Origin of the sequence: Roseovarius maritimus (assembly GCF_043355895.2) — a bacterium.
Taxonomy (GTDB): Bacteria; Pseudomonadota; Alphaproteobacteria; order Rhodobacterales; family Rhodobacteraceae; genus Roseovarius; species Roseovarius maritimus.
The window spans coordinates 11,864-37,006 of sequence record NZ_JBHFPF020000018.1; the positions used below are offsets into that span (position 1 = coordinate 11,864).

Here is a 25,143-nt window from a genome sequence, read left to right on the forward strand (position 1 = left end):
GCCTGCCCCTTCTCAAAGGTCCTGCACGTCCATCACGCCATCAAGGCTCTTGATCGCACCCTTGATCTGGGGCGTCACCGGGTAGTCGCGCCCTGCCGACAACTCGACCTCGCCGGGCAGGCCATCGGCCATCAGGCAAAAGCGTATCGGGCCGGGCCGCGCCGCCTTGGCAGCTTGCGCCGCGCCGTCCAGCACACGCGCGACCGACGCGACGGCCCCCGGCTCCTCGACAAAGATCATCAGGCCGAGGCTACCTGCATCCGCAACAACGCCGTCGATCGGCGCGACCGAGCGCGCCAGCAACTTGAGTTGTTCGGCCTCCATCGTCGCCTCGGCGGTGATCACCACTTGCGCGCCAGTCTCGATATGCTCGCGGGATTTCTCCAGCGTTTCCGAGAACATGGTGACCTCATAGCCGCCGGTCGTATCGCTCAGCTGGACAAAGGCGAAGCGGTTGCCGCGCGCAGATTTGCGCTCCTGACGGCCCGCGACGACGCCCGCCATCTTGACCACGCAAGGCGCGCGGGCGGCCTGAACCATAACCTCGTCGAGCGTCTTGACCTGCTTGCGCTTGAGGGCCGCCATGTAGTCGTCCAGCGGGTGGCCTGAAAGGTAGAAACCGACGGCCTTGAATTCCTCGGTCAGCCGCTCGGCCGGCAACCAGTCATCGACCGGGGGCAGGCGCGGCTCGGGCAGATCCTCGCCCGCCTCACCGAAAAGCGAGACCTGCGCGGAATTCTTCTGATCGTGGATCGCGGCCGAGTAGTTCATCAGCGGCTCGATCGCGTCAAAGACGCGCCGGCGGTTGCGGTCAATCTCATCAAACGCGCCCGAGCGGGCCAGCATCTCCAGCGGCCGCTTGCCGATCCGCTTGATATCCACGCGGCGGGCGAAGTCGTAGAGCGTGGCGAACGGTCTGTCCTCGCGCCCTTCCACGATCAGCTTCATCGCCTCGACGCCGACGTTTTTCAGGGCACCCAGCCCGTAGTGCAGCACGCCCTGCCGCACCACGAATTGCGCGTCCGACCGGTTGACACATGGCGGCGCCCAGTTGAGCTCCAGCCCCTTTTTCACTTCCTCGAAATAGACGGCCAGCTTGTCCGTGAGGTGGATATCGCAATTCATCACCCCGGCCATGAATTCGGTCGGGTGGTTCGCCTTGAGCCACGCGGTCTGGTAGCTGACGACGGCATAGGCCGCCGCGTGCGACTTGTTGAAGCCGTAATTGGCGAATTTATCCAGAAGGTTCCACACTTCCAGCGCCTTGGCGTCATCGACGCCGTTCTCCTTGGCGCCCTTGATGAATTTCGGGCGCTCCTCGTCCATCGCCGCCTGGATCTTCTTGCCCATCGCGCGGCGCAAAAGGTCCGCACCGCCGAGGGAATATCCCGCCATTTCCTGCGCGATCTGCATCACCTGTTCCTGGTAGACGATGATGCCCTGCGTTTCGTCGAGGACATGGTCGATGGATGTATGCAGCGTGTCGCGCTCGGAAATGCCGTTCTTGACCTCGCAGAATTTCGGGATGTTCTCCATCGGGCCGGGCCGGTAGAGCGCCACCAGCGCGATGATATCCTCGATGCAGTCGGGCTTCATCCGCTTCAGCGCGTCCATCATGCCGCTGCTTTCCACCTGGAACACGGCGACCGTCTTGGCGCGGGCATAGAGCGCGTAGGTCTTGGCGTCATCCAGCGGGATCTGCCCGATATCGTTCTCGGCACCCTCGAATGGCTCGTAGATCGTGCTGCCATCCGCGGCGATATGCAGGTCGCGGCCCTCGCCGTGAATTTGCTGAATGGCGTTCTGGATCACCGTCAGGGTTTTCAGGCCCAGAAAGTCGAACTTCACCAGACCCGCCTGCTCGACCCATTTCATGTTGAACTGCGTCGCCGGCATATCCGAGCGGGGATCCTGATAGAGCGGCACCAGCTCGTCCAGCGGACGATCCCCGATCACCACACCCGCCGCGTGGGTCGAGGCGTTGCGCAAAAGCCCCTCGACCTGCATGCCGTATTTCAGCAGCCGGTCCACGACCTCCTCGTTGCGGGCCTCCTCGCGCAGGCGATCCTCCTGAATGAGGGCCTGCTCGATGCTCACGGGTTTGACCCCCTCGACCGGGATCATCTTGGACAGGCGGTCCACCTGCCCATAAGGCATCTGCAAGACGCGGCCGATATCGCGCACCGCGGCCTTGGACAAAAGCGCACCGAAGGTAATGATCTGGCCCACGCGGTCGCGGCCGTATTTCTCCTGCACGTATTGGATCACCTCCTCGCGGCGATCCATGCAGAAGTCGATGTCGAAATCGGGCATGCTGACCCGCTCGGGATTCAAGAATCGCTCGAAGAGCAGCGAATAGCGCAGCGGGTCGAGGTCGGTAATGGTCAGCGCGTAGGCCACGAGGCTACCGGCGCCCGAGCCACGGCCCGGCCCCACCGGGATGTCGCGGTCCTTGCCCCATTTGATGAAGTCGGCGACGATCAGGAAGTAGCCGGGGAACCCCATGCCCTCGATGATGCCCAGCTCGAATTCGAGGCGCTTTTCGTATTCCTCCACGCTGACCGCATGGGGGATCACGGCCAGCCGGGCGGCCAGCCCTTCCTTGGCCTGCCGGCGCAGCTCGTCCACCTCGTCATCGGCGAACTTGGGCAAGATCGGATCGCGCCGGTACGCCGCAAAGGCGCAGCGGCGGGCAATTTCCACTGTGTTTTCAATCGCCTCGGGCAGATCGGCGAAAAGGGTCGCCATCTCGCCCGGTGTCTTGAAATTATGCTGCGGCGTCAGGCGGCGGCGTGGCGCGGACTGGTCCACATAGCTGCCTTCCGCGACGCAGAGCATGGCGTCATGCGCCTCATACATCTCGGATTTGGGGAAATAGACATCATTGGTCGCGACCAATGGCAGGTCCATCGCATAGGCCATCTCGACATGGCCGCGCTCGCTCAGCGCTTCGGCCTCGGGCAGGCCATCCTCGCCCGGATGGCGCTGCAGCTCGACATAGAGGCGGTCGCCATAGATCTCGGACAGCTGGCGCATCATCGCCTCGGCGGCGTCGCGCTGCCCGGCGCGCAGCAGCCGCCCGATGGGCCCGTCCGGCCCGCCGGTGAGGCAAATCAGGCCCGCCGAATGCTCGGCCAATTCCATGCGCGTCACATGCGGCAGCGATCCGTCACCGCGCAGGTAGAGGCAGGAGTTGAGCTTCATCAGATGCTCATACCCTTCCTCGTTCTGGGCCAGCAAAACGATGGGCGCGGGCGCGGCGGGCCGCTCGCCCGGCGCGGTCTCGACATATTCGATGTCGATCTGGCAGCCCATGATAGGCTGGATGCCCGCCCCCACCGCCGAGACGGCGAATTCGAGCGCGGCGAACATGTTGTTCGTGTCCGTCACGGCAACGGCGGGCATCCCGACGTCAGCGCAAAGGCCGGGCAGCTTCTTGAGGCGCACAGCGCCTTCGAGCAGGGAATATTCGCTGTGAACGCGCAGGTGGATGAATCGGTGGGGGCTGGTCATGGCCGCACCTTAGGCGAGCGCCGCGCGCACCGCCAGAGGACTTGGCGCAGAACCGGACCCGGACCGGACCGCCTGATCCTGCGTGATCCTCTGCGTGACATGGCCGCGTTTTCTTGTCACTCTGCGCGCACGATCAGAAGGATATGACCATGCCCCACCGCACCCAGTTGCCCCCGACTGCCTCGATTGCCGAGCCTGATATCGGCGCGCGCCTGAGCGCGCCGTCGGCGCTGCGCAACGCGCCGGTGATCGCAGAAATGCTGGCGGTGCACGGTCCGCATGAGGGTCGCGCGCTCGAACTGGCCAGCGGCACGGGGCAGCATGTCATCGCCTTCGCGTCGCACCTGCCCCATATCGAATGGCAACCCAGCGATATCGACCCGGACCGCCGGGCGAGCATCGATGCATGGTCCGATACGTCGAACATCCGTCCTGCGATCGAGCTGGACGCCACGGCCACCGGATGGGGCGCACAGCACAAGGGCCAGGATATGATCGTGCTGGTCAACCTTCTGCACCTCATCAGCGAAGCCGAGGCGCATATCCTGCTGCACGAGGTGCAAGTGGCGCTGCGGCCCGGCGGTCTCTTTGCGCTCTACGGCCCCTTTCTGCGCGAGGGGCGCGCAACCTCCACGAACGACGCCGATTTCGACGCCAGCCTGCGCGCCAGCGATCCCCAGATCGGCTACAAGGACGTGGATGCCGTCTTGCGCTGGATGCGCGATGTAGGCCTGCATCCTATGACGCCGCTACCGATGCCGGCGAACAACCTGATGATTCTCGCCCACAAGCCGCTGCACTGACAGTCATGCGCGATAGGTGATCGCGCCGCCGCAGATCGTAACCATCGCGCGGGCGCTGTGGATTTCCTCCGGCGCCAGCGCCTCCAGATCGCGGTCCATCACCACCACGTCGCCCATCTGCCCCGCTTTCAGTTGACCCTTGCGGCCCTCGTTGAACTCGACCCAGGCGTTTCCGCTCGTGTAGGAAGCCAGCGTGTCCATCAGCGACTGGGGCCGCACATCCCACGGCTTGCCCGGCTGCAAGGGCGCGACGGCGCACTCGATATTGCGCATCGGATCGACCGGAATGACCGGCCAGTCGGTCGAGAAGATCACCGGCGCGCCGGTATCGCGGATGCGCTGCCAAGCAAAGGCGTAGGGATATTGATCGTCATGCAGGATCGTGCCCTGCGGGATCAGCGGAAAGTAGTCGCCCAGCGCCGAGTGGCGCGGCTGCAGCGAGGCGACGACGTCCAGCTCCTTGAGGCGCGGCAGATCGTCGGGATGGATCACCTCGATATGCTCGATCCGGTGGCGCGCATCTCGCTTGCCATTGGCGCGGCGCGCGGCGGCATAGCCATCCAGCGTGCGGCGCGTTGCCAGATCGCCGATGGAATGCACGCTGATCTGCAGGCCCATGGCGTCGATGCGCCGGCAGGCCTCGTTGAAATGCTCGGGCTCGAAAACGGGCTCGCCCACCGTATCGGTGCCGGGATAGGGGCGCGTCATGAGCGCGGTATGTGTGTCGATCACGCCGTCCATGAACATCTTGACCCGCCCGGACCAGACCCGGTCACCGGTATAGCGATGGTGCATCTCGGCGGCCTCCTCCAGCCGCTCCAGCGGATCGTAATTCTTGAGGTGGAACGGCACCTGCATCCGGCATTTCAGATCGCCCGACGCCTCCAGATCGCTCAGGAGTTCCAGCTGGTAGAAATTGCCGTCCATGTTATGCATCGTCGTGATGCCGTGGCTGGCGGCATGGGCCAGCCCCTTGGCGATCAGGCGGCGGTCGGCGGCGCGCTCGGCCTCCGTCGCGGGCGGTTCGGGCTCGGCGCCCGTGACATAGCCCAGCATGTCGCGCCCGCCTGTCCGGCTGAGCTTGAGCACCGGGCCAAACGCGCCCGTCTCCTGCAACTCGCCCGTGGCATTGCCCCCCGCCTCCATCACGATCACGCTACCCTCGGGCACGCGTGCCCCGTGCAGAAGACCCGCCTGCCGCAGCGCCATCGTATTGGCCCAGAGCGTGTGAATATCGGGCGCCAGCAGCGCCAGAGGGCGGTCGGCAAGAATCGCGTCCAGATCATGGCGCGTCGGATTGCGCCCGTCCATCACGCCATAGGCCGTGCTGGTGCCCAGGATCATCGGCTCGTCCGGGTTGGCGTCGGCATAGCTGCGGATGGTGCGCGCAGCGTCCTTGGCCGTCGTCACCCCCTCCATCGCCATGAACTCAAGCGCAGCGGAGCCCTGGAAAAGATGCACATGACTGTCGATGAAGCCGGGCATCACCGTGCCCCCGCCCGCGTCGATCACCTGCGCGCCGGGGCCGGCCATCTGGCGGATCTCCTCGGTGCTACCCACCGCCAGAAACGCGCCGCCCGACAGCGCCACCGCCTCGGCACGGGGCCGGGCCGCGTCCATCGTCAGAACCTTGCCGTTCAAAATCACCAGATCCGCTGTTTGCGTCATGCCGGGGTCCTTCTTTATCAGTGCGGGCCGCGCCCGCTGATCATGCCATCTTCCGCGCTCAATCTGTGCCATGACCGCGCCGGGGTAAATACCCCTTGCCTAACGCTTGCCGCATCCCGCAGGGCGGCATCCACCTCACATGAGGCCTTTACCTTTTGACCTGCCCGGTCCTAGTCTTGGAAAATGCTCGGCACATGGAATCGTGCTGCGGGCCAATAAATAAAGGGAAAGACGCCGCATGGGACAGCAGGCACCAGCCGGGGATGACACGCAAAGGGATGCGGGCGACGTGATGATTCACGCAGGGCATGTGACCAAGACATTCGGTCAGGGCCCCGGAAAGATTACCGCGCTCGACAATGTCTCGGTCGATATCCGCAAGAACGAATTCTTCACGCTGCTCGGCCCCTCGGGCTGCGGCAAGACCACACTCTTGCGCCTCATCGCGGGCTTTGAACTGCCGGATGGTGGCCAAATCCTGCTGGACGGGCAAGAAATCGGGCATTTGCCGCCCTACAAGCGGCCCGTGAACACCGTGTTCCAGTCCTACGCGCTTTTTCCGCATATGAGCGTGGCACGCAATATCGGCTTTGGCCTCGAAATGCAGGGCCGCCCCAAATCCGAGATCAAGGAGGCGACCGACCGCATGCTGGCGCTGGTCCAGATGGAGCACCTGGCCGGCCGCCGCACTGATCAGCTGTCGGGCGGGCAACAGCAGCGCGTGGCACTTGCCCGCGCACTCGCGCCGCGCCCCAAGGTTCTGCTTCTGGACGAGCCGCTCTCGGCGCTGGACCTCAAGCTGCGGAAGGAGATGCAGATCGAGCTCAAACGCCTGCAAAGCGAGACGGGCATCACCTTTGTCTTTGTCACGCATGACCAGGAAGAGGCGCTGACCATGTCGGACCGCATCGCGGTGATGAAGTCTGGCGCCATCCTGCAGGTCGGCGCGCCGAAGGAAATCTATAACAATCCCGCGCGGCGCTTCGTTGCGGATTTCATCGGCGATATCAACATACTGGAAGGCGATCTGGCCGAAAATGGCACGAAGGTCACGCTGCCCGGCGGCAAGCAGGTGGGCGCGCTGCTGGCCGAGGGCGCGGCCCGCGAGGGGCATGTTTCGGTTGCCATCCGCCCCGAGAATATGGGGTTGACTGCACCCGATGCCCCCGATGCCGCGCTGAAAGGCCGCGTCAGCAACATCGTCTATTTCGGTGCGGGCCATAATCTGCATGTCGAGCTGGATGGCGGCGGCGAGGTCATGGTGCGCCGCGCCCAGACCGAAGCGCAAATGGGCGACGATGTGGGCCTGACGGTGCCGGACGCCGTGCAGGTGCTGGTGGACTGATGGCCGATATTTCCGCAGATACACCGCACACCGATGCCCGCCTCGCAGCCGCCCGCGCCGAACTGGAGGGTGCCGCGCGCCGCCGCCGCTGGCAACTCTTGTCCCCGGCCCTCATCGCCATCGGCTGCTTTGGAATCTTCCCGCTGTCGATCACGCTGATCTATTCATTTCTCAGCCCCGGCACCTATGGTGGCGTGACATGGGAATTTTCCACCGACGCTTATGTGCAGTTCCTATTCGATCGGGACATTTTTGACGACACACTGCAATTTTCGGGCACTTACCTCAGCATCTATGGGCGCTCGATCGGGCTGGCCTTCGGCGCCACCGTGGGCGCGCTCATCATCGGGTTTCCGACCGCCTATTTCATCGCGTCCAAACCGCTGGAGCAGCGCAATTTCTGGCTATTCCTCATCACGCTGCCCTTCTGGGTCAACCTTCTGATCCGCACCTATGCGATCCTGCTGATCATCCGTGACGAGGGGTTCATCAATCTGGGCCTCATGTCGGTGGGTATCATCGACCGGCCCATCGGTATGCTCTATACTGATTACGCGGTCTTCGCGGGGCTGATCTACAGCTACCTGCCCTTCATGGTGCTACCGCTCTACGCCAGCCTTGAAAAGCTGGACTTCAAGCTGGTCGAGGCCGCCTATGACCTCTACGCCAGCCGATTTCAGGTGCTGCGCCATGTCATCATCCCGATGGCGAAACCGGGCATCGTGGCGGGCTGCATCCTCGTCTTTATCCCCGGCCTCGGCGCATACATCACCCCCGAACTTCTGGGCGGCGGCAAGGAACTGATGATCGGCAACCTGATTGCGCTGCAGTTTTCAGGCTCGCGCAACTGGCCGTTTGGGTCCGCAGCGGCGCTGATCCTGATGGTGGTCGTTATGGTATCGCTGATCATCTACGTGCGCTACTCGGGTAAGGAGGCGCAGGGACATGGCTGAGCCGACGCAAACCCCCGCCACAGTGGCCAGCCCCGATCCGGTGCCGCACAAAAAGCGCCGCATGAAGGATCTGCGCAAGCAGCCCGGCTTTGATACGCTGGCCTGGATCTGCCTGTTCTTTCTCTATTCGCCCATCGTGGTGCTGATCGTGTTCTCGTTCAACGACAACCGCTCGGTCGTGAAATGGACCGAGTTCAGCCTGCGCTGGTACAAGGCCGCGTTCGAGAATGATGGCATCCGCGAGGCGACAATGGTCTCGCTGCAGGTGGCCCTGGTGGCCATGGTATTTTCCACCACATTCGCCACGATGGCGGCGCTGGCCACGACGCGCGTACGCCCCTTCAAGGGCCAGACGCTGGCCTATGCGGTCATCAACCAGCCCCTGATGGTGCCCGAGATCGTTACCGCCGTCGCGACGCTCGCCTTTTTCGGAATCATCAAGCAGGCCACGGGCATCAACGGCATAGGATACCTGATGCTGGCGCATACGGTATTCTGCATTCCCTTTGCCTACATGCCCATCCGTGCGCGGCTGGAGGATATGAACCTGACGCTGGAGCAGGCGGCGGCTGACCTTTACGCGACGCCCGTTCAGGTATTCCGCAAGGTCACGATGCCACTGATGGCGCCCGGCATCGTCGCGGGCGCGATGCTGGCCTTCGTTGTTTCGCTGGACGACGTGATCATCACGCTGCTGGTGGCCGGGCCGGGCGAGACGACGCTGCCCGTCTACATTCTGGGGCAGATCCGGCGCGGGATCACCCCTGAAATCAACGCTGTTTCGACCGTCCTTCTTGGGCTGTCGGTAGTGCTGGTCTCGATCTTCTTTCTGATCGGGAACAAGAAGCGGACGTGAAGGTCCGCGACAAATCAACCAACCGGAGGATATCCAAAATGACGACACCCACCAAGCAGATGGCCGCGACGCTGGCCGCCGCAGTGGCCCTTGCCGGACCCGCATGGGCCGAGGGCGAACTGAACATCTACAACTGGGGCAACTATACGAACCCCGAGTTGATCGAGAAGTTCGAAAAGGAATTCGACGTCGATGTGAACCTCGATGGCTATGACAGCAACGAGATCATGCTGGCCAAGGTCCGCGAGGGCAATACCGGCTACGATATCGTTGTGCCCAGCGATTCGACTGCCCAGATCATGATCGAGCAGGGCCTCTTGGCCGAAGTGAAGCCGAACGAGATGGAAAACTTCTCCAACATGGATCCCAAATGGGTCGATGTCTACTGGGACTCGGGCCGAAACTACACTGTGCCGTGGCAGTGGGGCACTACCTCCTTTACCGTCGACAAGGAAGTCTATGACGGCGACATCAACACGCTGGCGCTGATGTTTGAGCCCCCTGAAGAGCTGAAGGGCCGCATCAACATGCTCAGTGACATGCCCGAGGTCATCAACGCCGCACTGCGCTATCGCGGCTATGATCGCTGCAACAGCAACACAGATGAGCTGCGCGACATTACCGAGCTTCTGATGTCCGCCAAAGAGCATTGGCGCACGATGGACTACGCCACTATCGAAAAATTGACTTCGGGTGATGTCGACCTCAGCCAGACTTGGAACGGCGCCGCGATGCGCGCGCGCGACCAGCGCCCTACGCTCGCCTATGCCTATCCCGTCGAGGGATTTACCGGCTGGATGGACAATGCCGCCGTTCTGGCCGAAGCGCCCAATATGGAAAACGCCAAGCTTTTCATGAACTTCATCATGGACCCTGAGAACGCCGCCCTGATCTCGAACTTTGCGCGCTATGCGAACGGCATCTCCGGCAGCGAAGAGTTCATGGATGAAGAGATGCAGAACGCACCGGAAATCGTCATGCCGGCAGACGCTCCGGCGCCCGATTTCGTCAAGCCCTGCCCCCAGGAAGTCACAGATATGTACAACCGTATCTGGACGAAGCTGAAGCAATAAGGCACTGGATCAGGGGCGGGGCGCATATCGGCGCCCCGCCCTTTTTTCATGCCTGCTCTTCCCAATCCCAAGGATATCCCGATGACGCCCCCCAACGCCGCCCCCCTCAAAGGCCCCGAGGCACATGCCGCCGCCCATGAGGCTCCGGCGCATCCGGCGCATCCCGCCGCCCATGCCGCACCGGTGCATCCGGCCCCGCACAAGGCCCCGGACCATCCGGCGCATCACGCCTCGCCCACGCATCCGGCGCCCACCGCGCGCGATCATGGCATCATGCGGGGCTTTCCGCCCGCGCCCGAGCAGATCCCCGGCCCCAGCAACTGGGACCTGCCGCCGTTCAATCGCTGGTCCTTCATGAACATGCGCAACCTTTTTCCCACCGCCGACGTGCCGCGCGGCGCAGGCCCGGTGCGCGCCCTGCCCGCCGCGCAGCAGGAACTGCGCGCCATCCGCTTTCCCACCCTCGCCGGCACCCAGCAAAACGTCGGCAACTGGCTCGACGCCAGCTATACTGACGGCTTCTTGGTGATGAGCCGCGGGCGCGTGGTGCATGAGAGCTATCACAACGACATGGGCGGGCTGACGCCGCACCTGTCGCAATCCGTGGCCAAATCGGTCGTCGGCGCGCTGGCCGGAGTACTGCATGGCGAAGGGGCGCTGGATCTCGACGCGGCCATGCCGTCTCTGGTGCCCGAGCTGGCCCATTCGGGCTATGCGGACGCGACGCTGCGCCATGTGCTCGACATGCGCTCGGGCGTGCGCTTCAATGAGGATTACGGCACGCCCGGCTCGGACATGACGCGCATCGACATCGCCAGCGGCTGGCGCCCGGCCGAGGATGCCGCGCCCCCCGCGACGATCCGCGACGTGATCCTGACCCTGCCGCAAGAGCGCGGCCATGGCGAGGCATTCCGCTATCGCTCGATCGAGACGGATGTCGTCGCCTGGGCGCTTGAGCGGGTCGGTGGCGCGTCCCTGTCGGACCTGCTGTCCACACACATCTGGTCGCGCATCGGGGCCGAGCGGGACGCCTATTTCACCGTCGACGGGGCGGGCACGGCGCTGGCCGATGGCGGATTCAACGCAACGATGCGCGACTACGCGCGCTTTGGGCTGATGCTGCTGGAAGGCGGCGCTTGGAACGGCAAGCAGGTCGTGCCCGAGGAGTGGATCCGCGCCAGCGCAAGCGGCGACCGCGCCGCCTTTGGCGAACCCTACACCGCCACCTCGCCCAAGGGCGCGTATAGCCGCCAATGGTGGATCCACGATGCCAGCCGCGGCGATTTCATGGCGCGCGGCGTCTTTGGTCAGTTGATCTATCTGGACCCCAAGACCGAGTTTCTGGCCGTCAAGCTGTCGACCTGGCCGGATTTTCTGATCCACAGCTACACCGTCGACATGCTGCATGCCGTGACCGCCATCCGCGACGCGCTGGCACCGGCCTGAAGGCGTTGACCTGACGCGATTGCAGCCCCACGCGCGCCCTGCCAGTATGGCACGGGCGCGCGGGCGGCGCGCACCATCCCGGACCGGACCCATGCGCATCATTCACACCGCCGACTGGCATCTCGGGCACAGCCTCAACGGCTGGGGCCGCGAGGATGAGCATCGGCTCTACTTCCAGCGACTTGCCGATGTGATCGAGCGCGAGGAAGCGGATGTCCTTCTGGTCGCGGGCGATATCTTTGACAGCTCGAACCCCTCGGGCGAGGTGCAAAGGCTGCTCTACGATGCGCTGGCCGAGTTCAAGCGCCGCTGCCCCGGCCTGATCACCGTCATCAGCGGCGGCAACCACGACCCGGCCCAGCGGCTGGAGGCGCCCATGCCGGTGCTGCGCGCACTCGACGTGCATGTGGTCGCAACGGTCCAGCGCCGCAACGGCCGGATCGACATTGCGCGCCATCTCGTGCCCATCACCGGGGCCGACGACACCCCGGCGCTCTACATTCTTGCCATCCCTTTCCTGCGCGCCTCGGACCTGACCGGATTGTATACCGAGGGCGAAGATCCGGTGGTGGGCGCCGCCAGCCGCTTTTACACCGAGATCACAGCAGACGCGCAGAAGATCGCGGGCGACGTGCCGATCATCGCCACCAGCCACCTGCATTGCGCCGGCGGGCTGGAGAGCGAGGGCGCCGAGCGGCGCATCCTGATTGGCGGCGCTCACGCCCTGCCCCCCAGCGTCTTTCCGGACTGCCTCGCCTATGCCGCCCTGGGCCATCTGCACGGGCAGCAGACCCTCAAAGGCGGGCGGGTGCGCTATTCCGGCGCGTGCTTTCCACTTTCTTCCTCCGAGATCCGACATTCCCACGGTGTCACGCTAATCGAGCTGGAGTGCGGCATAGCCACGCACCGCCATATCCCCATCGAACGCCCCGCCGAGGTGCTGCGCATCCCGCAAAGCGGCACAATCACGCTCGACGATCTGCCCGCCGCGCTGGCGGCCATCCCCTTTGACGCCGATCTGCCGATGGGCCTGCGCCCCATCGTCTATCTCGAAATCGAGCCGACCGACGCCGCTTCTGTCCTGATGACCGAGGCCGCGCGTCTCGTATCCGACCGAGGCCTGCGCCTTGGCGGGGCGCGCGTGCACCGCAAGACCGAGGCGGACGCGCCCGCGCCGCCGCCGGTCTCCAGCCTGCGCGAGGCAGACCCCGAGACGCTCTTTGCGCAAGCCTACGAGGACCGCAACGGCGTGCCACCCGAGGCGCGCCATCTTAGCGCCTTCCGCGATATCCTGGCGGGGGAATAGCGCCATGGACATCCTGCAGATCCGGGGCGAGAATATCGCCAGCCTTGCCAAACCCTTCGACATCCGCCTCGATGCGCCGCCCCTTTCGGGGGCGGGTCTGTTTGCGATCACCGGCCAGACCGGGTCGGGGAAGTCGAGCCTGCTCGATGCGATGTGCCTCGCGCTCTATGGCGATTGCCCGCGCCTTGGCAGTGCGGGCGTCAACGATACCGTTCCCGATGTCAGCGGCGAGACGTTGCAATCGTCGGACGCGCGCACCCTTCTGCGGCGCGGTGCCGCCCAAGGCCATGCCACGGTGCGGTTTCGCGGCCGCGACGGCGCGGAATACGAGGCCGGCTGGTCTGTCCGCCGCGCCTATGGCAACGCCTCGGCCAAGCTGCAGAACGTGGATCGCAGCATCACGCGACTGAGCGACGGCACCGTGCTGGAGAACCAGATCCGCGCGGTGAACGAGCGCATCGTGGACCTGACGGGCCTTACCTATGACGAATTCCGCCGCTCGGTCCTGTTGGCCCAGGGCGATTTCGACAGCTTCCTCGGCGCCAGGACCGCCGAGCGTGCGGCGATCCTGGAAAAGGTCACCGGCACGGGGCTTTACCGCGATATCTCGCGGCGCGTCTTTGCCGCCCATGGCAGCGCGGAGCGCGCGGTTCAGGATCTGGACATGAAACTGGGCGAGCATAGCGTGCTCACACCCGAGGAAACAGCCGCCGCCACTGCGCGCATCGCCGAGTTGGACAAGCTGCGCAACGAAGCAGGCACGGCCCTCGCCGCCACGCGCCGCGACATCAAGCGCCATGAGGCGATCGAGGCCGCAACGGCCCGCTGCACACAGGCGGCGCAGACCCTCGCGCAGGCCAGGGCAGACTGGTCCGAGCGGCAGGAGGACGTCGCGCAGCTTGGGCGCCTGCGCAAGGCCGCACAGATCCGCCCCGAGCACCGCGAGCGGCAGAATGCCATGGCGGCCGAGGCCAGCGCGCAGGCCGAGATCAGCCGCGCCGCCAAGGTAGAAACCGCCGCCGAGGCGGCGCTGAGCGCGGCGGCGCAGGATCTGGCCACGCATCGCAAGGCACATGACGAGGTCGAGGCACGCTTTGCCGAGCTGGGCCCCGTCTGGACCCGCGCTACCACGCTGGATGCCCAGATCTCCGATGCAGCCCGCGAGGAAAGCGCAGCAGAGGCTGCCTATGAGGCCCGCCGCGCCAAGGCTGATGAAGCCGAGGCGGCGTGGACCAAGGCCAAGGCGGTTCTGGCCCGGCTGGAGGAGGAAGCGCAGCCCTGGGCCGAGGCGTTGGGCAAGGAGCCGCAGGGCGACGCGCTGGTCACTGGCTGGCCGGTGCTGAGCGACCGGCTCGAGCGGCGTATCGCTGCCTCTGCCGCAGCAGCGGAGGCAGAGGGGCGCGCGGCGCGGTTTACGCAAGAGTTGCAAGGGGCGGAGCGCCGCAAAGCCGAAATCGCAGAGGCCACCGCCAAGGCCGCCACGCAAAGCGCCAAGATCGAGCGCGCCGTGGCCGAGCGCGCACCACGCCGCAACGCACTCCGGGCAAGATCGCCCACCGAGCGACTGAACCGCCTCGCCCGCAGCGCCGCTTCGCTACAGGCTCTTGCCACACTGGCCGCGCAGCACAGCGCCGAAACAGGGCACGCCGAGGCCCACATGCGCGGACAGGAGGAGGCCCGCAAAACCATCGCGCAAGGGGAGGCCGCCTTGACCGAGGCGAGCCGTGATCAGAGCCGCGCCGAGGCGCAGATCGAGGCGCTGGAGGCGCCTGCGGGGTTGGCCGAAGCCGCCCTGTCGCCCGAGGCGGCAAGCCTGCGACTTCATCTCGAAGAGGGGCAGCCCTGCCCCGTTTGCCACGCGCTGCATCACCCGGTGCATGAGGACGGCGCGGCGCGTGCGCTGGCGGAAGATCTGCGCGCCCGGCTGGAGGCCGCCCGCGCCGCCAGCCGCGCCGCCGTCACCGCGCGGGAGGCCAGCCGCGCGCGCATCGCACAGGCCCGTCAGGATCTGGAGGCGCTGAACCGCCGCCACGCCGAGGCCTGCGCCCTGCTCAAGCGGATCGAGGCCGATTACCGCAGCGCGCATGAAGGCGAGGCGGGCGGCCCCATCGCGGACCGCCTGCCGGCTGATCCCGCTGGCGCCGCACCCGCGCTTGACGAACTGTCCAGGGTTTTGGCCGACTGGAAAACCAGCCTTGAGGCCGAACTGGCCGAGCTTGAGGCGCTGGACCGGCAGGCGCAGGCGGATGAGGCGCAGCTGACATCGCTGGCCCGCGACATGCGCTCCCTGCGCAGCGAGGAGGACGAAATCGGCCAGCAAACCGGCCCAATGCAGCGCCAGCGGGACGCGGCGCAATCCGAGGCGGAGGCGCAGAGGCTTGCCCAGCGCAATCTGGATGCGCGCCTTGCGCAGGATTTTGGCGCTCTGGGGCTGGACTGGACCAGCTTCGATGCGGAGGGCGCGCCACATCTGCAAGAGCTGGGGGCGCGCAAGACGGCGCATGAACGGACCCTTGCTGCGCTGCAATCCCTGACAGGACGGAGTGAGGACGCCCGGCGCGCGATCGAGAAAACTGAGGCGCAGCGCGAAAGCGTAGCGGAAGCCGCCAAGGCGCTTAAGGAGGCATGGCAGGACCGGCAGGCCAAGGCCGAAGCGCTGCGCGCCGAGCGCGCCACGCTTCTTGGCGGTGATGAGACAGCGGCGCATCGCACCGCGTTCAATCAGCGGCGCAAGGAATTGCAGACCGCCAAGGAAGCCGCCTCCGAGGCGCATGGCACCGCCGCCGCCGCCCTTGCATCGGCGCAGGCCGCCAACGCTGCAGCCCGGCGAAACGGCGACGCGGCAAGCCTGCGCGAAAGCGAGGCAGAAAAGGCGCTCAGCGCCGCGCTGGACCGTATCGGTCTGGATGCAGAGGAGGCGCGCGACCTGCTGGGCTGGGACGATGCGCGCATCGCGGCTCTGGAGGCTAGCATCGGGGCCGCCAAGGATGCCCTGCTGCGTGCCGAGAGGGATGACCAGACACGGCAGGCCGATCTGGCCGAGCTGCAGAAGGCGGGCGTACCCGAGACGCCTCTGCCCGAGTTGATCCGGCAGCTGGAGCAGCAGGAAACCGAGGATGACGCCCGCCGGGATGAGCGCGCCACAATCCAGCATCAGCTGGAGGCTGACCGCGAGACGCGCGCGCGCATGGCCGAACTGGTGAACCAGATCGCCAAGGCCAAGGCGCATCGCGATACACTGGCCGCGGTGAACGATACGGTCGGATCGGCCAGCGGCGACCGCTTTTCAACCATTGCGCAGGAGGTCACGCTGGCCATTCTGGTTGAACAAGCGAACCACCATCTGGCCGATATCAAGCCGCGCTACCGCCTTGCACGCGGCCTTGGCAAGCTGTCGCTGCATGTGGTGGATGAGGATATGGCGGGCGAAATCCGCTCGACCCGCAGTCTCTCGGGGGGTGAGCGGTTTCTCGTGTCGCTGGCCCTGGCGCTGGCGCTGTCGACGGTGGGGGGCACCGGCACGATTTCCGGCACGCTTTTCATCGACGAGGGGTTCGGCACGCTGGACGCCGGCAGCCTCGACATGGCAATCGACGCGCTGGAAGCTTTGCAGGCGCAGGGCCGCATGATCGGCGTGATCAGCCACGTGCAGGCGATGCAGGACCGCATCCCGGTCCAGATCCGCATCCGCGCGCGTGGCGCAGGTGCCAGCGAGGTGATGCTGAGCGCGGATTAAGGTATTTCGCAGAAACACCTGAGAACCTCCTGTTTGCGAAACGCGCGCAACATGCGTTTTGCACTAGTCCGAGTAACTAAAGCGTTTCGCGAAAAACCTGGATCCCTGATTTTCGCGAAGCGCGTGCCACGCTTCAATGTTGCGCGCGTTTCGTCTTTATCTGATGTCTCAGGCTAAAGGCGAAACGCTTCAGGGCGATCAAATGGGGCGACCGTTTCAACCTCGCAGCCTTGGGAAAAGCTCACCTGGCTCAACTCGGATCTGGCCTTCCACAGGTCGTATTCGATGGGCGCGGCCTCCGGCCTCAGGCGGTTCAGCAAGTGTGAAGGACCAGTATCTTGCCGACGGCGCTGTGCGCATGTAGCCAGCAAAAAAATGCTGCAAATCCTCAGCACGCGGCCTAGGCTGACCGAATGAAAACGGCATTCCACACCCAAGACGATCTGATGCGCGATCTTGGGGCCTTGGGACTCCAGGCCGGTGACCGGCTCTTTGTGCATGCCTCCCTGCGCGCGGTCGGACCCGTCATCGGCGGGCCGCGCGTGGTGATCGAATCCCTTCAGGGCGTTCTGGGCCCCGATGGATTGCTGGGCATGCCAGGATTTTCAACGGATGCATATTTCCCGGACGATGCAAATTCTGAGCCAAGCGACGCCCAGCGGCGCCGGATCGCAAACGCCGTGCCCGGGTTTGATCTGCAGAGATCGCCCACTGACGGGATGGGAATTGTCGCCGAGCTTTTCCGCACTTGGCCGGGCACGCATCGCAGCGATCATCCCGCCGTGTCGCTTTGCCTCAACGGGCACGGTGCGGCGGATCTGATCAAGCCGCATAGCCTCGACTGGGCGCTTGGACCGCAGACGCCGATGGGGGCGCTCTGCGAAATGCCAATTGCGAAGGTCGCGCTGATCGGGGTGGGCCGGAACAGATGCTCGGCGCTCCATACCGCCGAGACACTGGCCGAGACACGGCGCACCAAGATACGCCGGGTAAAAATTGCGCCAGAGCGGTGGGCCGAGATGGAGGATGTGGCCGACGATATGAACCGGCTTTTCCCCGATGTCGGAGCTGCGTTTGAACAGACCGGCGCCGTCACGCGCGGCAGGCTTGGTGCGGCAGAGACGCGCGTTTGCGGGCTTGCCGATCTGGTTGCCTTCGCGGCCCCCTGGATCAGCGCCGCCAACCGTGCCAGCGGGGATCGCCACTAGAGGCGCAGTGCCTCGCTCGCCAGTGGCAGGCGCAGTTCCGCACTCAGGCCGCCGCCCGGGCGGTTCTCCAGCGTGATCCGCCCGCCATGAGCCAGCGCGATGTTGCGCGCGATCGACAGGCCCAGCCCCGCACCGCCGGTCTCAAGGCTGCGGCTGTCATCACCCCGCACAAAAGGCTCGAACACCGTTTCCATACGTTCAGGCGAAATACCGGGGCCGGTATCCACGACAGTGACGACCGCTTCGCCCCCCTTCACGTCCAGCGTGACCTCGGCGCTGCCGCCATAGCGCAGCGCGTTGTCGATAAGATTGCCAAAGGCGCGGCCCAGCGCCACGCGGCGGCCCTGAACCGTGGCCTCACGCCGGATGGCCGCTTGTCCGCCCCTCTCGTCGCAGAGCCGCGTCAGAAGCGGGCCAAGCGGGACGATCTGCATCGGCTCGCTATCCGCCGCGCCCTTTGCATAGGCGACAAGGCCGTCGGCCATTACCGTCATCTCGTCCAGCGTGCGCACCATGGGCGCGCCGTCCTCGGGCTCCAGCATCTCGGCGCGGATGCGCAGGCTGGTGATGGGCGTGCGCAGGTCATGCCCCACGGCGGCCAAGGTGCGCATCCGCTCGGCATCGAACCGCGCAATGCGCGCCTGCATGTCGTTGAAGGCCGCCGCCGCCTCGCGCATCTCGCGCGCGCCGGTTTCGGGCACACGGGCGCTGCGATCGCCCTGCCCCGCGGCGCGCGCCGCGACGGCCAGCGCGCCCAACGGGCGGGTCAGGCGGCGCACGAAGACAAGACCAATACCCAGAACCGAGGCAAGCGAGACGCCCAGCACGATGAGAAACACCTCTTCGGGAAAGCCGCGCATCTGCGGGCGGCCATTGCGCGACAACACGTTCAGCCATTGCGCCGCCGCGCCCTCGGGGGTGATCAGCCGCACGGAGACGGCCATCGCCTCGCGGCGGTCCGCATCGTCGCCGCCCTCGCCGCCCGGACGTCTGATGATCGCCGCGCGCACTTCGCGCCCCTCCAGCGCATCGGCAAGATCCCGGGCGAAATCCTGGTATCCCGGCGGGATCCGCCTCTCGCGCACCATCGGCTCGGGGGCCACTCTCAGGCGCGCGCCCCGTGACGAGGCCCCGCGCGCCACCGACGCCCGCGCCTCCGGCGCCGCCGCCTCTACCGCCGGAAGGATCGAGGTGATGCGCCCGATCTCGCGCTCGGTCCACGCGGCGCGGTCCAGGCGCCCTCGCTCGATCGTCAGCAGGCCAAGCGCGACCAGGTTGGCCGCCAGAAGCGCGCAGGTCAGCAGCACGGCAAAGCGCCCGGCCAGACCGTCGGGCATGAGGGCGCGCAGCCGGCTCACAGCGCGTCCACGTCAGCGGCCAGCATATAGCCGCCGCCCCATTCGGTGACGATGATCTGCGGAGCCTTCGGGTCCTCCTCGATCTTGCGGCGCAGGCGGCTGACCGTGTTGTCGATGGCGCGGTCATAGGCCTTGGCATCGCGCCCGGCGGTCAGGTCCAGCAGCCGGTCGCGCGCCAGCACCGTGCGCGGATGATCCAGCAGCGCGCCCAGAAGGCGGCTCTCGCCCGAGGTCAGCTTGACCGGCTCGGCGCCCTCCGCGCTCAGCGTCTGAGCGCCTGGATCATGCACCCAGCCCGCAAAGCCGCGCTTGCCCGAAGGCACGACCTGCTCAGGCTCGGGCACGCGGCGCAGCACGGCGCGGATGCGGGCCAGCAATTCGCGCGGATTGAACGGTTTGACCAGGTAATCATCCGCGCCCAGTTCCAGCCCGACGATCCGGTCGGTCTCATCGGCCATGGCGGTCAGCAAGATCACCGGCGGGCCGTCATTCGCCACCAGCCAGCGGCACAGGCTCAGCCCGTCCTCGCCCGGCATCATGATGTCGAGCACCACCAGATCGGGCCGCGTTTCGGCCAGCACGCGCCGCGCCTCGCCCGCATTGGCGGCCAGCCGCGCGCGATAGCCCTGCTTGCGCAGATACTGGCCCAAGGGCTCGCGGATGTCGCGCGCATCATCGACGATGAGAATCTGTGGCTCGGCGGGGGCTGTCATTGGGGATCCGTTCTTGCTCGATCATTGTCTTACCATCTTGTCGCAGAGCGGTGCCCAAAGAAACTTGTCGCAAAATGTGTCAGTGCCGTGCCCCGCGACAGATGGCGACAAAAGACCCTTCTCCGTGACACACATTTGCATGCCGGAAGGTGCAGATTGAAGCCAGCGGAGGACGACACTTTCGCATAACACTCAGCTCAAGGAGCCAGACATGAAACGTTCGACATTCCTAACTACCACGGCTTGCGCCCTGTCCCTCATCACCACCGGCGGCGTTACCGCCTACGCCCAGAGCGATGCCAGCAGCACCGATCAGCCCGCCGCAGCCGCAGCGCAGTACGGTCAGGGCATGGGCAAGAACAAGCAGGACTGCCGGGGTGATCAGGCGGGCAAGTGGGACGGCAAGCATGGCAAGCGCCACGGCAAACATGGCGGCCGCCATGGCGAAATGATGCGCACCGTCATGGGCCAGATCGACGCCGACAAGGATGGCACGGTCACCATGGAGGAAATCGACGCCTTCCGCGCCGCCAAGCTGGCTGAAATCGACGCATCGGGCGACGGCGCACTCAGCATCGAGGAATTCGACACCCTCTACCGTGAGATGACCCGCTCGCGGATGGTCGATATGTTCCAAAAACTGGACGCGGATGGCGACGGCGTGATCTCGTCCGAGGAAATGGACAGCCGCGTGGGCCGCATGGTCGAGCGGATGGACCGCAACGATGACGGCGTGCTCTCGGCCGAGGATCGCGGCCGCAAGAACTAAGCCCGGCGCTTGCGCGGTACTGACAGGCGGCCCCCGCACGGGGCCGCCTCAACGATGCGCACTATGGGGCCGCGTCACAGCGGGCGCAGATACGCCCAAGAGACATAGCCGTCGAGGCTGCGGCCTTCCTTCATCGTCGCCTTGCACCAGCGGGTGCCGCCCGTCCGCTCGCAATCCGAAATCCACAGCACGCTGCCGTTCGGGACGCCAACGATCACGTCAAAGCCGGTTCCCGGCCCTGCCCTCAACTTCAGCATGTCGCCTGTCTCGACCCCGGCGACCTCGTAATATCCCGGCGGGCCGTCCTGCCCCGAGAGGCCCCTTGAATCGCAGCCAGCAAGCGCGCCGACGGCGAGCGCGCCCAGCGCGGTGAAAATGGCATTGCGCATTGGTGTCTCCTGTTATCTGCCTCGCATCCAGTTTAGGCCGCGCCGCCTGCCACCGGCAACCCGCCAGCGGCTCCTTTGGCGCGCCGAGGCTTGCATCACCTGGAGCCTGCGTGTCTAACCCCGGCACCACGCCGCGCCAAGATGGGACTGGAGGGCACACGTGCTGACGAATTCCGACCTGATCGAGCTGACAGAGCTTCGCCGCGAGCTTCACAAGCGCCCCGAAGTTTCGGGCCATGAGGAGGGCACCGCGCGCAGGATCGCATCGGCGCTTCGGCAGCTGTCGCCCGACCGGGTGCTTACGGGCCTCGGCGGGCACGGCGTCGCGGCGGTGTTCAAGGGCGCGGCGGAGGGGCCGGCGGTGCTTTTCCGGGCCGAGCTTGACGCGCTGCCCATTCACGAGCTGTCGGATGCTCCTTGGGTCTCGCAACATCCGGGCAAGGGGCATCTTTGCGGCCATGACGGGCATATGACGACGCTTCTGGCCTTGGGCCGCCTGATTGCGCGCAGGCCCGTTGCATCGGGTCGCGTGATCCTGATGTTCCAGCCCGCCGAAGAGGATGGCAGCGGCGCGCGCGCCGTCACTACGGATCCGGCTTTTCTGGAGATTGCGCCCGATTGGGCTTTTGCCATCCACAATCTGCCGGGGCGCAAGCTGGGCCAGTTCGGGGTATGGCCCGGCCTGATGAACTGTGCGTCGCAGGGCCTTGAGATCACGCTGACGGGCAAGACGGCCCATGCCGCGAACCCTGAGGATGGTATATCGCCCGCAGCGGCGCTCAGCCGCCTCATCCCTGCGCTTGAGGCGCTGGGCCATGGCGGCGCGCTGGACGATACGTTTCGGCTGGCGACCATCACACATATCCGCATGGGCGAGCCGACCTTCGGCATCTCGCCAGGCGAGGCGTCGCTGTACGTGACGCTGCGCACCGCAAATGATGCCGCGATGAACGCGCTTGTCGCGCAGGCGCGGCATCTTGCCAGCGCGGCGGCAGAGGAGGCCGGACTGGGCGCGCGCTTTGCCGTGCATGACGCCTTTGCCGCCTCGGTGAATGATCCCGAGGCCGCGCGCATCGCCCGCGCCGCGATGGAGGCCGTGGGCGCGGATGTGGACACCCAAGGCCAGCCGATGCGCGCCTCCGAGGATTTCGGCATGTTCGGCTGGACGGCCAAGGCCGCGATGCTGCTGCTGGGCGCGGGCGAGGCGCATGCCGCCCTGCACAATCCCGATTATGACTTTCCCGATGACCTGATCCCCATCGGCGCCACGGTTTTCGAGCGCATCGCGCGGGATATTCTGGGCACCGCCTGAGCGCTAAACGACCAGTATCAGGATCTCGCATAAAGACCGGCGGTTTTGGCCCTACTCGTCATCCTCCGCAAACTGGATGGCGTGGGTGCCCGTCCGGCCCATCTGCAGCGACACCTGCCGCGCAATCAGCGTCTTGGTGGTCCGGGCAAACGCCTCGGGCAGCGCGCCCAGTTCCCGGTCGCGGGCCAGCAAGGTGATGCTGCGCGAAAAGCCGGTGATCGGCAGGGGCCGGATGTTCAGCGGCATCTTCTCGACAAACCCGTCGATCAGCAGGCTGGGCGTGAGAAAGGTAAACCCCATGCCGCGCGCGACGCAGGCGGTCACCATGCTGGAACGGTCGGCCTGGATGACGCGGGGCGTGCTGACCTTCAGGCGGCGCAGGTGCTGCTCGGTCAGGCGGCCGACGGCGGTGGTGGCGGCAAAGCGGATCAGCGGCAGATGCTGCAAGAGCTCGCCAATGCTGCCCGCCGGGCCGCGATAGCTTTGCGGCAGGACCAGAAGAAAGGATTCGGTCATGATCGCATGACGCTCCAGCCCGTCGAGGTCATAGAGCGGGTCCGAGGTAATCACCAGATCGGCCTTGCGCGTGCGCAAAAGCCCCTCGTGATCCTTGCTCTGCCCGGCAAGGATGGTCATGTCCTCGACCCCGAATTCGGCCTTGGCCTGCGCGACCAGATCGGGCGTCAGCGTCGTTGCCATCGACGCCTGAATACCCACCCGCAGGTTGCTGATGGGGCGCGCGCCCTGATGGCGCATATCAGCCACCAGGTCCTCGACCCCGCCAAGGATGCGCAGCGCATGGCGGTGAAAGAGCGTGCCCGCCTGCGTCAGCTGCAGCGGCCTCGTGCTGCGGTCGAAGATCATCACGTCGAAGGTCCGCTCCAGCAGGGCCAGATGCTGCGACACCGCCGATTGGCTGAGACCCATGACATCGGCGGCCACCGTGGTCTTTCCGGTCTCGACCAGCGCCACGAAAACCTCGATGGATTTGATGATGTTGCTGTCGAATGACATCGGCGGGCCTTGGTATCTTGACTGAGATAAAATCCATGCTTCTATTAGTTATCTTGATACTGTGCGAATTTATTTGCAATGGCGCGGCGCAGAGCAGCTCATGTTCCTGCAAAGGAGAGCGCGCAAATGGTTGCCCTGACACATCCGGATCGTCGCCGCCGCACTGGGGGCCGGGAGGGACGCAGCGCCCGCCGGGGCAATGAGGCCGCACCGCGCAGTCCCTACATCACGCGCCGCATCGGCTGCATGGAGATCCTCAGCGAGGAGGGATTGGAGCTGATCGAGCATAACGCCGATGCCATCCTGCAGATCACCGGCATGGAATTTCACGACGATCCCGAAATCCTGCAGATTTTCCGCGAGGCGGGCTGCGATGTGCAGGGCACCCGCGTGCGGTTCGCGCCGGGATTTTGCCGCAGCACCATTCAGGCCACCGCCCCGGCGGAGTTCACGCAACACGCGCGCAACCCGGAGAATTCGGTGCGCATCGGCGGGCGCCATACCGTCCTCTGCCCGTCATGGGGTCCGCCCTTCGTGCATGATCTGGACCTTGGCCGCCGCTATGCCACGCTGGAAGATTTCACCCGGCTGGTGAAGCTGCACCAGATGATCCCGCATCTGCACCATTCCGGCGGCGTCGTGTGCGAGCCTGTGGACCTGCCGGCCAACAAGCGCCATCTGGACATGCTCTACACCCATATCCGCTGGTCCGACCGCCCCTTCATGGGCGCCTTCATCGGGGCCGAGCGGGCGGGCCATTCCATCGATATCGCCCGCATCCTCTTTGGCGCCGAGTTCGTGGAGAATAACGCCGTGCTCTATTGCGTGTCCAACACCAACGCGCCGCTGGTGATGGACAGCCACATGTCCGGCGCGCTGAAGACCTATGCCCGCGCGGGTCAGCCGGTGGCCTGCACCCCTTGGGTTCTGTCTGGTGCGATGAGCCCTTGCACCGTGGCCGGCACCATGGCGCAGGTCCTGGCCGAGGCGCTGGCGACGCTGACACTGGTGCAGCTGGTCGCGCCCGGTGCGCCCTGCCTCATGGGCAGCTTTGCCTCGACCCTCTCGATGCAGAACGGCGCGCCCACCTTCGGCACGCCCGAGGCCGGGCAGATGGTGCTGGCGGCGGGGCAGCTGGCGCGCCGCCTTGGCGTGCCCTTGCACACGGTCGGCACGCTCTCGGCCAGCAAGCTGCCCGATGCGCAAAGCCAGCAGGAGGGCACATGGGGCCTTATGATGTCGATGTTCGCGGGCGCGAATGTGATCAACCATGCCACCGGCTGGCTGGAGGGCGGGCTGGTCACCGGGTTCGAGAAAACGATGCTGGACGCCGATCTGTGCGGCAAGGTCGCGCGGTTTTTCGACGGGATCGACCTCAGCCAGAATGCGCAGGCGATGGACGCCATCGCGCAAACCGGGCCGGGCAAGCATTTCCTTGGCTCCGATCACACGCAGGCCAATTTCATGACCGCCTTCTTCCGCCCTGACACGCCCGACAACAATTCCTACGAGCAATGGAGCGCCGATGGCGGCTTCGACGCGGCGCAGCGCGCAAATGGGCTGTGGAAGGACCGGCTGGCGCATTATGAGGATCCCGGTCTCGATCCCGCGATTGACGAGGAACTCCGCACCCATATTGCCCGGCGCAAGGCGGAAAAGCCCGACATGGCGTTCTTCTGAC

18 protein-coding genes are annotated in these 25,143 nt (G+C 65.6%); 12 read left to right on the forward strand and 6 right to left on the reverse strand.

The genetic code is table 11. The features are described from left to right. Window positions 1-12: 12 nt before the first annotated feature. Window positions 13-3,513 (reverse strand): DNA polymerase III subunit alpha, encoded by a 3,501-nt coding sequence (gene dnaE, locus ACEWPM_RS18815; RefSeq protein ID WP_393963817.1) that lies wholly within the window; start codon window positions 3,511-3,513, stop codon window positions 13-15. Between the two features lie 149 nt (window positions 3,514-3,662). Here dnaE and ACEWPM_RS18820 point away from each other — a divergent pair, with 149 nt between their 5' ends. Beyond that, window positions 3,663-4,316 (forward strand): DUF938 domain-containing protein, encoded by a 654-nt coding sequence (locus ACEWPM_RS18820; protein ID WP_393963818.1) that lies wholly within the window; start codon window positions 3,663-3,665, stop codon window positions 4,314-4,316. A 3-nt stretch (window positions 4,317-4,319) separates the two neighbouring features. On the opposite strand, the gene ACEWPM_RS18825 is transcribed toward ACEWPM_RS18820, so the two are convergent. Further along, entirely contained in the window at window positions 4,320-5,984 is a 1,665-nt protein-coding gene (locus ACEWPM_RS18825; protein WP_393963819.1) for an amidohydrolase, read from the reverse strand. A gap of 292 nt (window positions 5,985-6,276) precedes the next feature. On the opposite strand from ACEWPM_RS18825, the gene ACEWPM_RS18830 reads away from it, so the two are divergent. The 8 genes from ACEWPM_RS18830 to ACEWPM_RS18865 all read left to right on the forward strand — a co-directional run bounded on the left by ACEWPM_RS18830 (window position 6,277) and on the right by ACEWPM_RS18865 (window position 17,907). Further along, the gene (locus tag ACEWPM_RS18830; protein ID WP_393963837.1) at window positions 6,277-7,329 is read left to right on the forward strand and encodes an ABC transporter ATP-binding protein; all 1,053 of its coding nucleotides are present in this window, start codon (window positions 6,277-6,279) and stop codon (window positions 7,327-7,329) included. After that, the gene (locus ACEWPM_RS18835; protein ID WP_393963820.1) at window positions 7,329-8,282 is read left to right on the forward strand and encodes an ABC transporter permease; all 954 of its coding nucleotides are present in this window, start codon (window positions 7,329-7,331) and stop codon (window positions 8,280-8,282) included. Before ACEWPM_RS18830 ends, ACEWPM_RS18835 begins: the two co-directional genes overlap by 1 nt. A gap of 61 nt (window positions 8,283-8,343) precedes the next feature. Next, the gene (locus tag ACEWPM_RS18840) at window positions 8,344-9,138 is read left to right on the forward strand and encodes an ABC transporter permease (RefSeq protein ID WP_393963838.1); all 795 of its coding nucleotides are present in this window, start codon (window positions 8,344-8,346) and stop codon (window positions 9,136-9,138) included. A 38-nt stretch (window positions 9,139-9,176) separates the two neighbouring features. Further along, window positions 9,177-10,211 carry an extracellular solute-binding protein gene (locus tag ACEWPM_RS18845; RefSeq protein ID WP_393963821.1) on the forward strand — a complete coding sequence of 345 codons (1,035 nt, stop codon included), beginning with the start codon at window positions 9,177-9,179 and terminating at the stop codon, window positions 10,209-10,211. Window positions 10,212-10,292: 81 nt separating this feature from the next. Further along, the gene (locus tag ACEWPM_RS18850; RefSeq protein ID WP_393963822.1) at window positions 10,293-11,657 is read left to right on the forward strand and encodes a serine hydrolase domain-containing protein; all 1,365 of its coding nucleotides are present in this window, start codon (window positions 10,293-10,295) and stop codon (window positions 11,655-11,657) included. Between the two features lie 91 nt (window positions 11,658-11,748). Next, a complete protein-coding gene (gene sbcD, locus ACEWPM_RS18855; protein WP_393963823.1) occupies window positions 11,749-12,963 on the forward strand; it encodes an exonuclease subunit SbcD in 1,215 nt (404 codons plus the stop codon). Window positions 12,964-12,967: 4 nt separating this feature from the next. Next, complete coding sequence (locus ACEWPM_RS18860) at window positions 12,968-16,699, forward strand: AAA family ATPase (RefSeq protein WP_393963824.1); 3,732 nt, start codon at window positions 12,968-12,970, stop codon at window positions 16,697-16,699. 413 nt (window positions 16,700-17,112) lie between these two features. Beyond that, entirely contained in the window at window positions 17,113-17,907 is a 795-nt protein-coding gene (locus tag ACEWPM_RS18865; protein WP_393963825.1) for an AAC(3) family N-acetyltransferase, read from the forward strand. On the opposite strand, the gene ACEWPM_RS18870 is transcribed toward ACEWPM_RS18865, so the two are convergent. Further along, on the reverse strand, window positions 17,904-19,265 hold the full coding sequence (locus ACEWPM_RS18870; RefSeq protein WP_393963826.1) for a sensor histidine kinase: 1,362 nt from the start codon (window positions 19,263-19,265) through the stop codon (window positions 17,904-17,906). The two genes, ACEWPM_RS18865 and ACEWPM_RS18870, sit on opposite strands and share 4 nt — an antisense overlap. After that, on the reverse strand, window positions 19,262-19,978 hold the full coding sequence (locus ACEWPM_RS18875; protein WP_393963827.1) for a response regulator: 717 nt from the start codon (window positions 19,976-19,978) through the stop codon (window positions 19,262-19,264). The genes ACEWPM_RS18870 and ACEWPM_RS18875 overlap by 4 nt, the downstream gene beginning before the upstream one ends. A 211-nt stretch (window positions 19,979-20,189) precedes the next feature. On the opposite strand from ACEWPM_RS18875, the gene ACEWPM_RS18880 reads away from it, so the two are divergent. Next, the gene (locus ACEWPM_RS18880; RefSeq protein ID WP_393963828.1) at window positions 20,190-20,747 is read left to right on the forward strand and encodes an EF-hand domain-containing protein; all 558 of its coding nucleotides are present in this window, start codon (window positions 20,190-20,192) and stop codon (window positions 20,745-20,747) included. Between the two features lie 74 nt (window positions 20,748-20,821). On the opposite strand, the gene ACEWPM_RS18885 is transcribed toward ACEWPM_RS18880, so the two are convergent. After that, window positions 20,822-21,136: an SH3 domain-containing protein gene (locus tag ACEWPM_RS18885; protein ID WP_393963829.1), complete on the reverse strand. Its 315-nt coding sequence runs from the start codon at window positions 21,134-21,136 to the stop codon at window positions 20,822-20,824. Between the two features lie 160 nt (window positions 21,137-21,296). On the opposite strand from ACEWPM_RS18885, the gene ACEWPM_RS18890 reads away from it, so the two are divergent. Then, on the forward strand, window positions 21,297-22,448 hold the full coding sequence (locus tag ACEWPM_RS18890) for an amidohydrolase (RefSeq protein ID WP_393963830.1): 1,152 nt from the start codon (window positions 21,297-21,299) through the stop codon (window positions 22,446-22,448). Between the two features lie 51 nt (window positions 22,449-22,499). Here the strand turns inward: ACEWPM_RS18890 and ACEWPM_RS18895 are convergent, their stop codons facing one another. Next, complete coding sequence (locus tag ACEWPM_RS18895; protein WP_393963831.1) at window positions 22,500-23,462, reverse strand: LysR family transcriptional regulator; 963 nt, start codon at window positions 23,460-23,462, stop codon at window positions 22,500-22,502. Window positions 23,463-23,588: 126 nt separating this feature from the next. On the opposite strand from ACEWPM_RS18895, the gene ACEWPM_RS18900 reads away from it, so the two are divergent. Further along, the gene (locus ACEWPM_RS18900; protein WP_393963832.1) at window positions 23,589-25,142 is read left to right on the forward strand and encodes a trimethylamine methyltransferase family protein; all 1,554 of its coding nucleotides are present in this window, start codon (window positions 23,589-23,591) and stop codon (window positions 25,140-25,142) included. The last annotated feature ends 1 nt before the right edge of the window (window position 25,143 follow it).

Coding starts and splice junctions, on each gene's coding strand:
- dnaE (WP_393963817.1), bottom strand. CDS start 3,513: ATGACCAGCCCCCACCGATTCATCCACCTGCGCGTTCACAGCGAATAT.
- ACEWPM_RS18820 (WP_393963818.1), top strand. CDS start 3,663: ATGCCCCACCGCACCCAGTTGCCCCCGACTGCCTCGATTGCCGAGCCT.
- ACEWPM_RS18825 (WP_393963819.1), bottom strand. CDS start 5,984: ATGACGCAAACAGCGGATCTGGTGATTTTGAACGGCAAGGTTCTGACG.
- ACEWPM_RS18830 (WP_393963837.1), top strand. CDS start 6,277: ATGATTCACGCAGGGCATGTGACCAAGACATTCGGTCAGGGCCCCGGA.
- ACEWPM_RS18835 (WP_393963820.1), top strand. CDS start 7,329: ATGGCCGATATTTCCGCAGATACACCGCACACCGATGCCCGCCTCGCA.
- ACEWPM_RS18840 (WP_393963838.1), top strand. CDS start 8,344: ATGAAGGATCTGCGCAAGCAGCCCGGCTTTGATACGCTGGCCTGGATC.
- ACEWPM_RS18845 (WP_393963821.1), top strand. CDS start 9,177: ATGACGACACCCACCAAGCAGATGGCCGCGACGCTGGCCGCCGCAGTG.
- ACEWPM_RS18850 (WP_393963822.1), top strand. CDS start 10,293: ATGACGCCCCCCAACGCCGCCCCCCTCAAAGGCCCCGAGGCACATGCC.
- sbcD (WP_393963823.1), top strand. CDS start 11,749: ATGCGCATCATTCACACCGCCGACTGGCATCTCGGGCACAGCCTCAAC.
- ACEWPM_RS18860 (WP_393963824.1), top strand. CDS start 12,968: ATGGACATCCTGCAGATCCGGGGCGAGAATATCGCCAGCCTTGCCAAA.
- ACEWPM_RS18865 (WP_393963825.1), top strand. CDS start 17,113: ATGAAAACGGCATTCCACACCCAAGACGATCTGATGCGCGATCTTGGG.
- ACEWPM_RS18875 (WP_393963827.1), bottom strand. CDS start 19,978: ATGACAGCCCCCGCCGAGCCACAGATTCTCATCGTCGATGATGCGCGC.
- ACEWPM_RS18880 (WP_393963828.1), top strand. CDS start 20,190: ATGAAACGTTCGACATTCCTAACTACCACGGCTTGCGCCCTGTCCCTC.
- ACEWPM_RS18885 (WP_393963829.1), bottom strand. CDS start 21,136: ATGCGCAATGCCATTTTCACCGCGCTGGGCGCGCTCGCCGTCGGCGCG.
- ACEWPM_RS18895 (WP_393963831.1), bottom strand. CDS start 23,462: ATGTCATTCGACAGCAACATCATCAAATCCATCGAGGTTTTCGTGGCG.
- ACEWPM_RS18900 (WP_393963832.1), top strand. CDS start 23,589: ATGGTTGCCCTGACACATCCGGATCGTCGCCGCCGCACTGGGGGCCGG.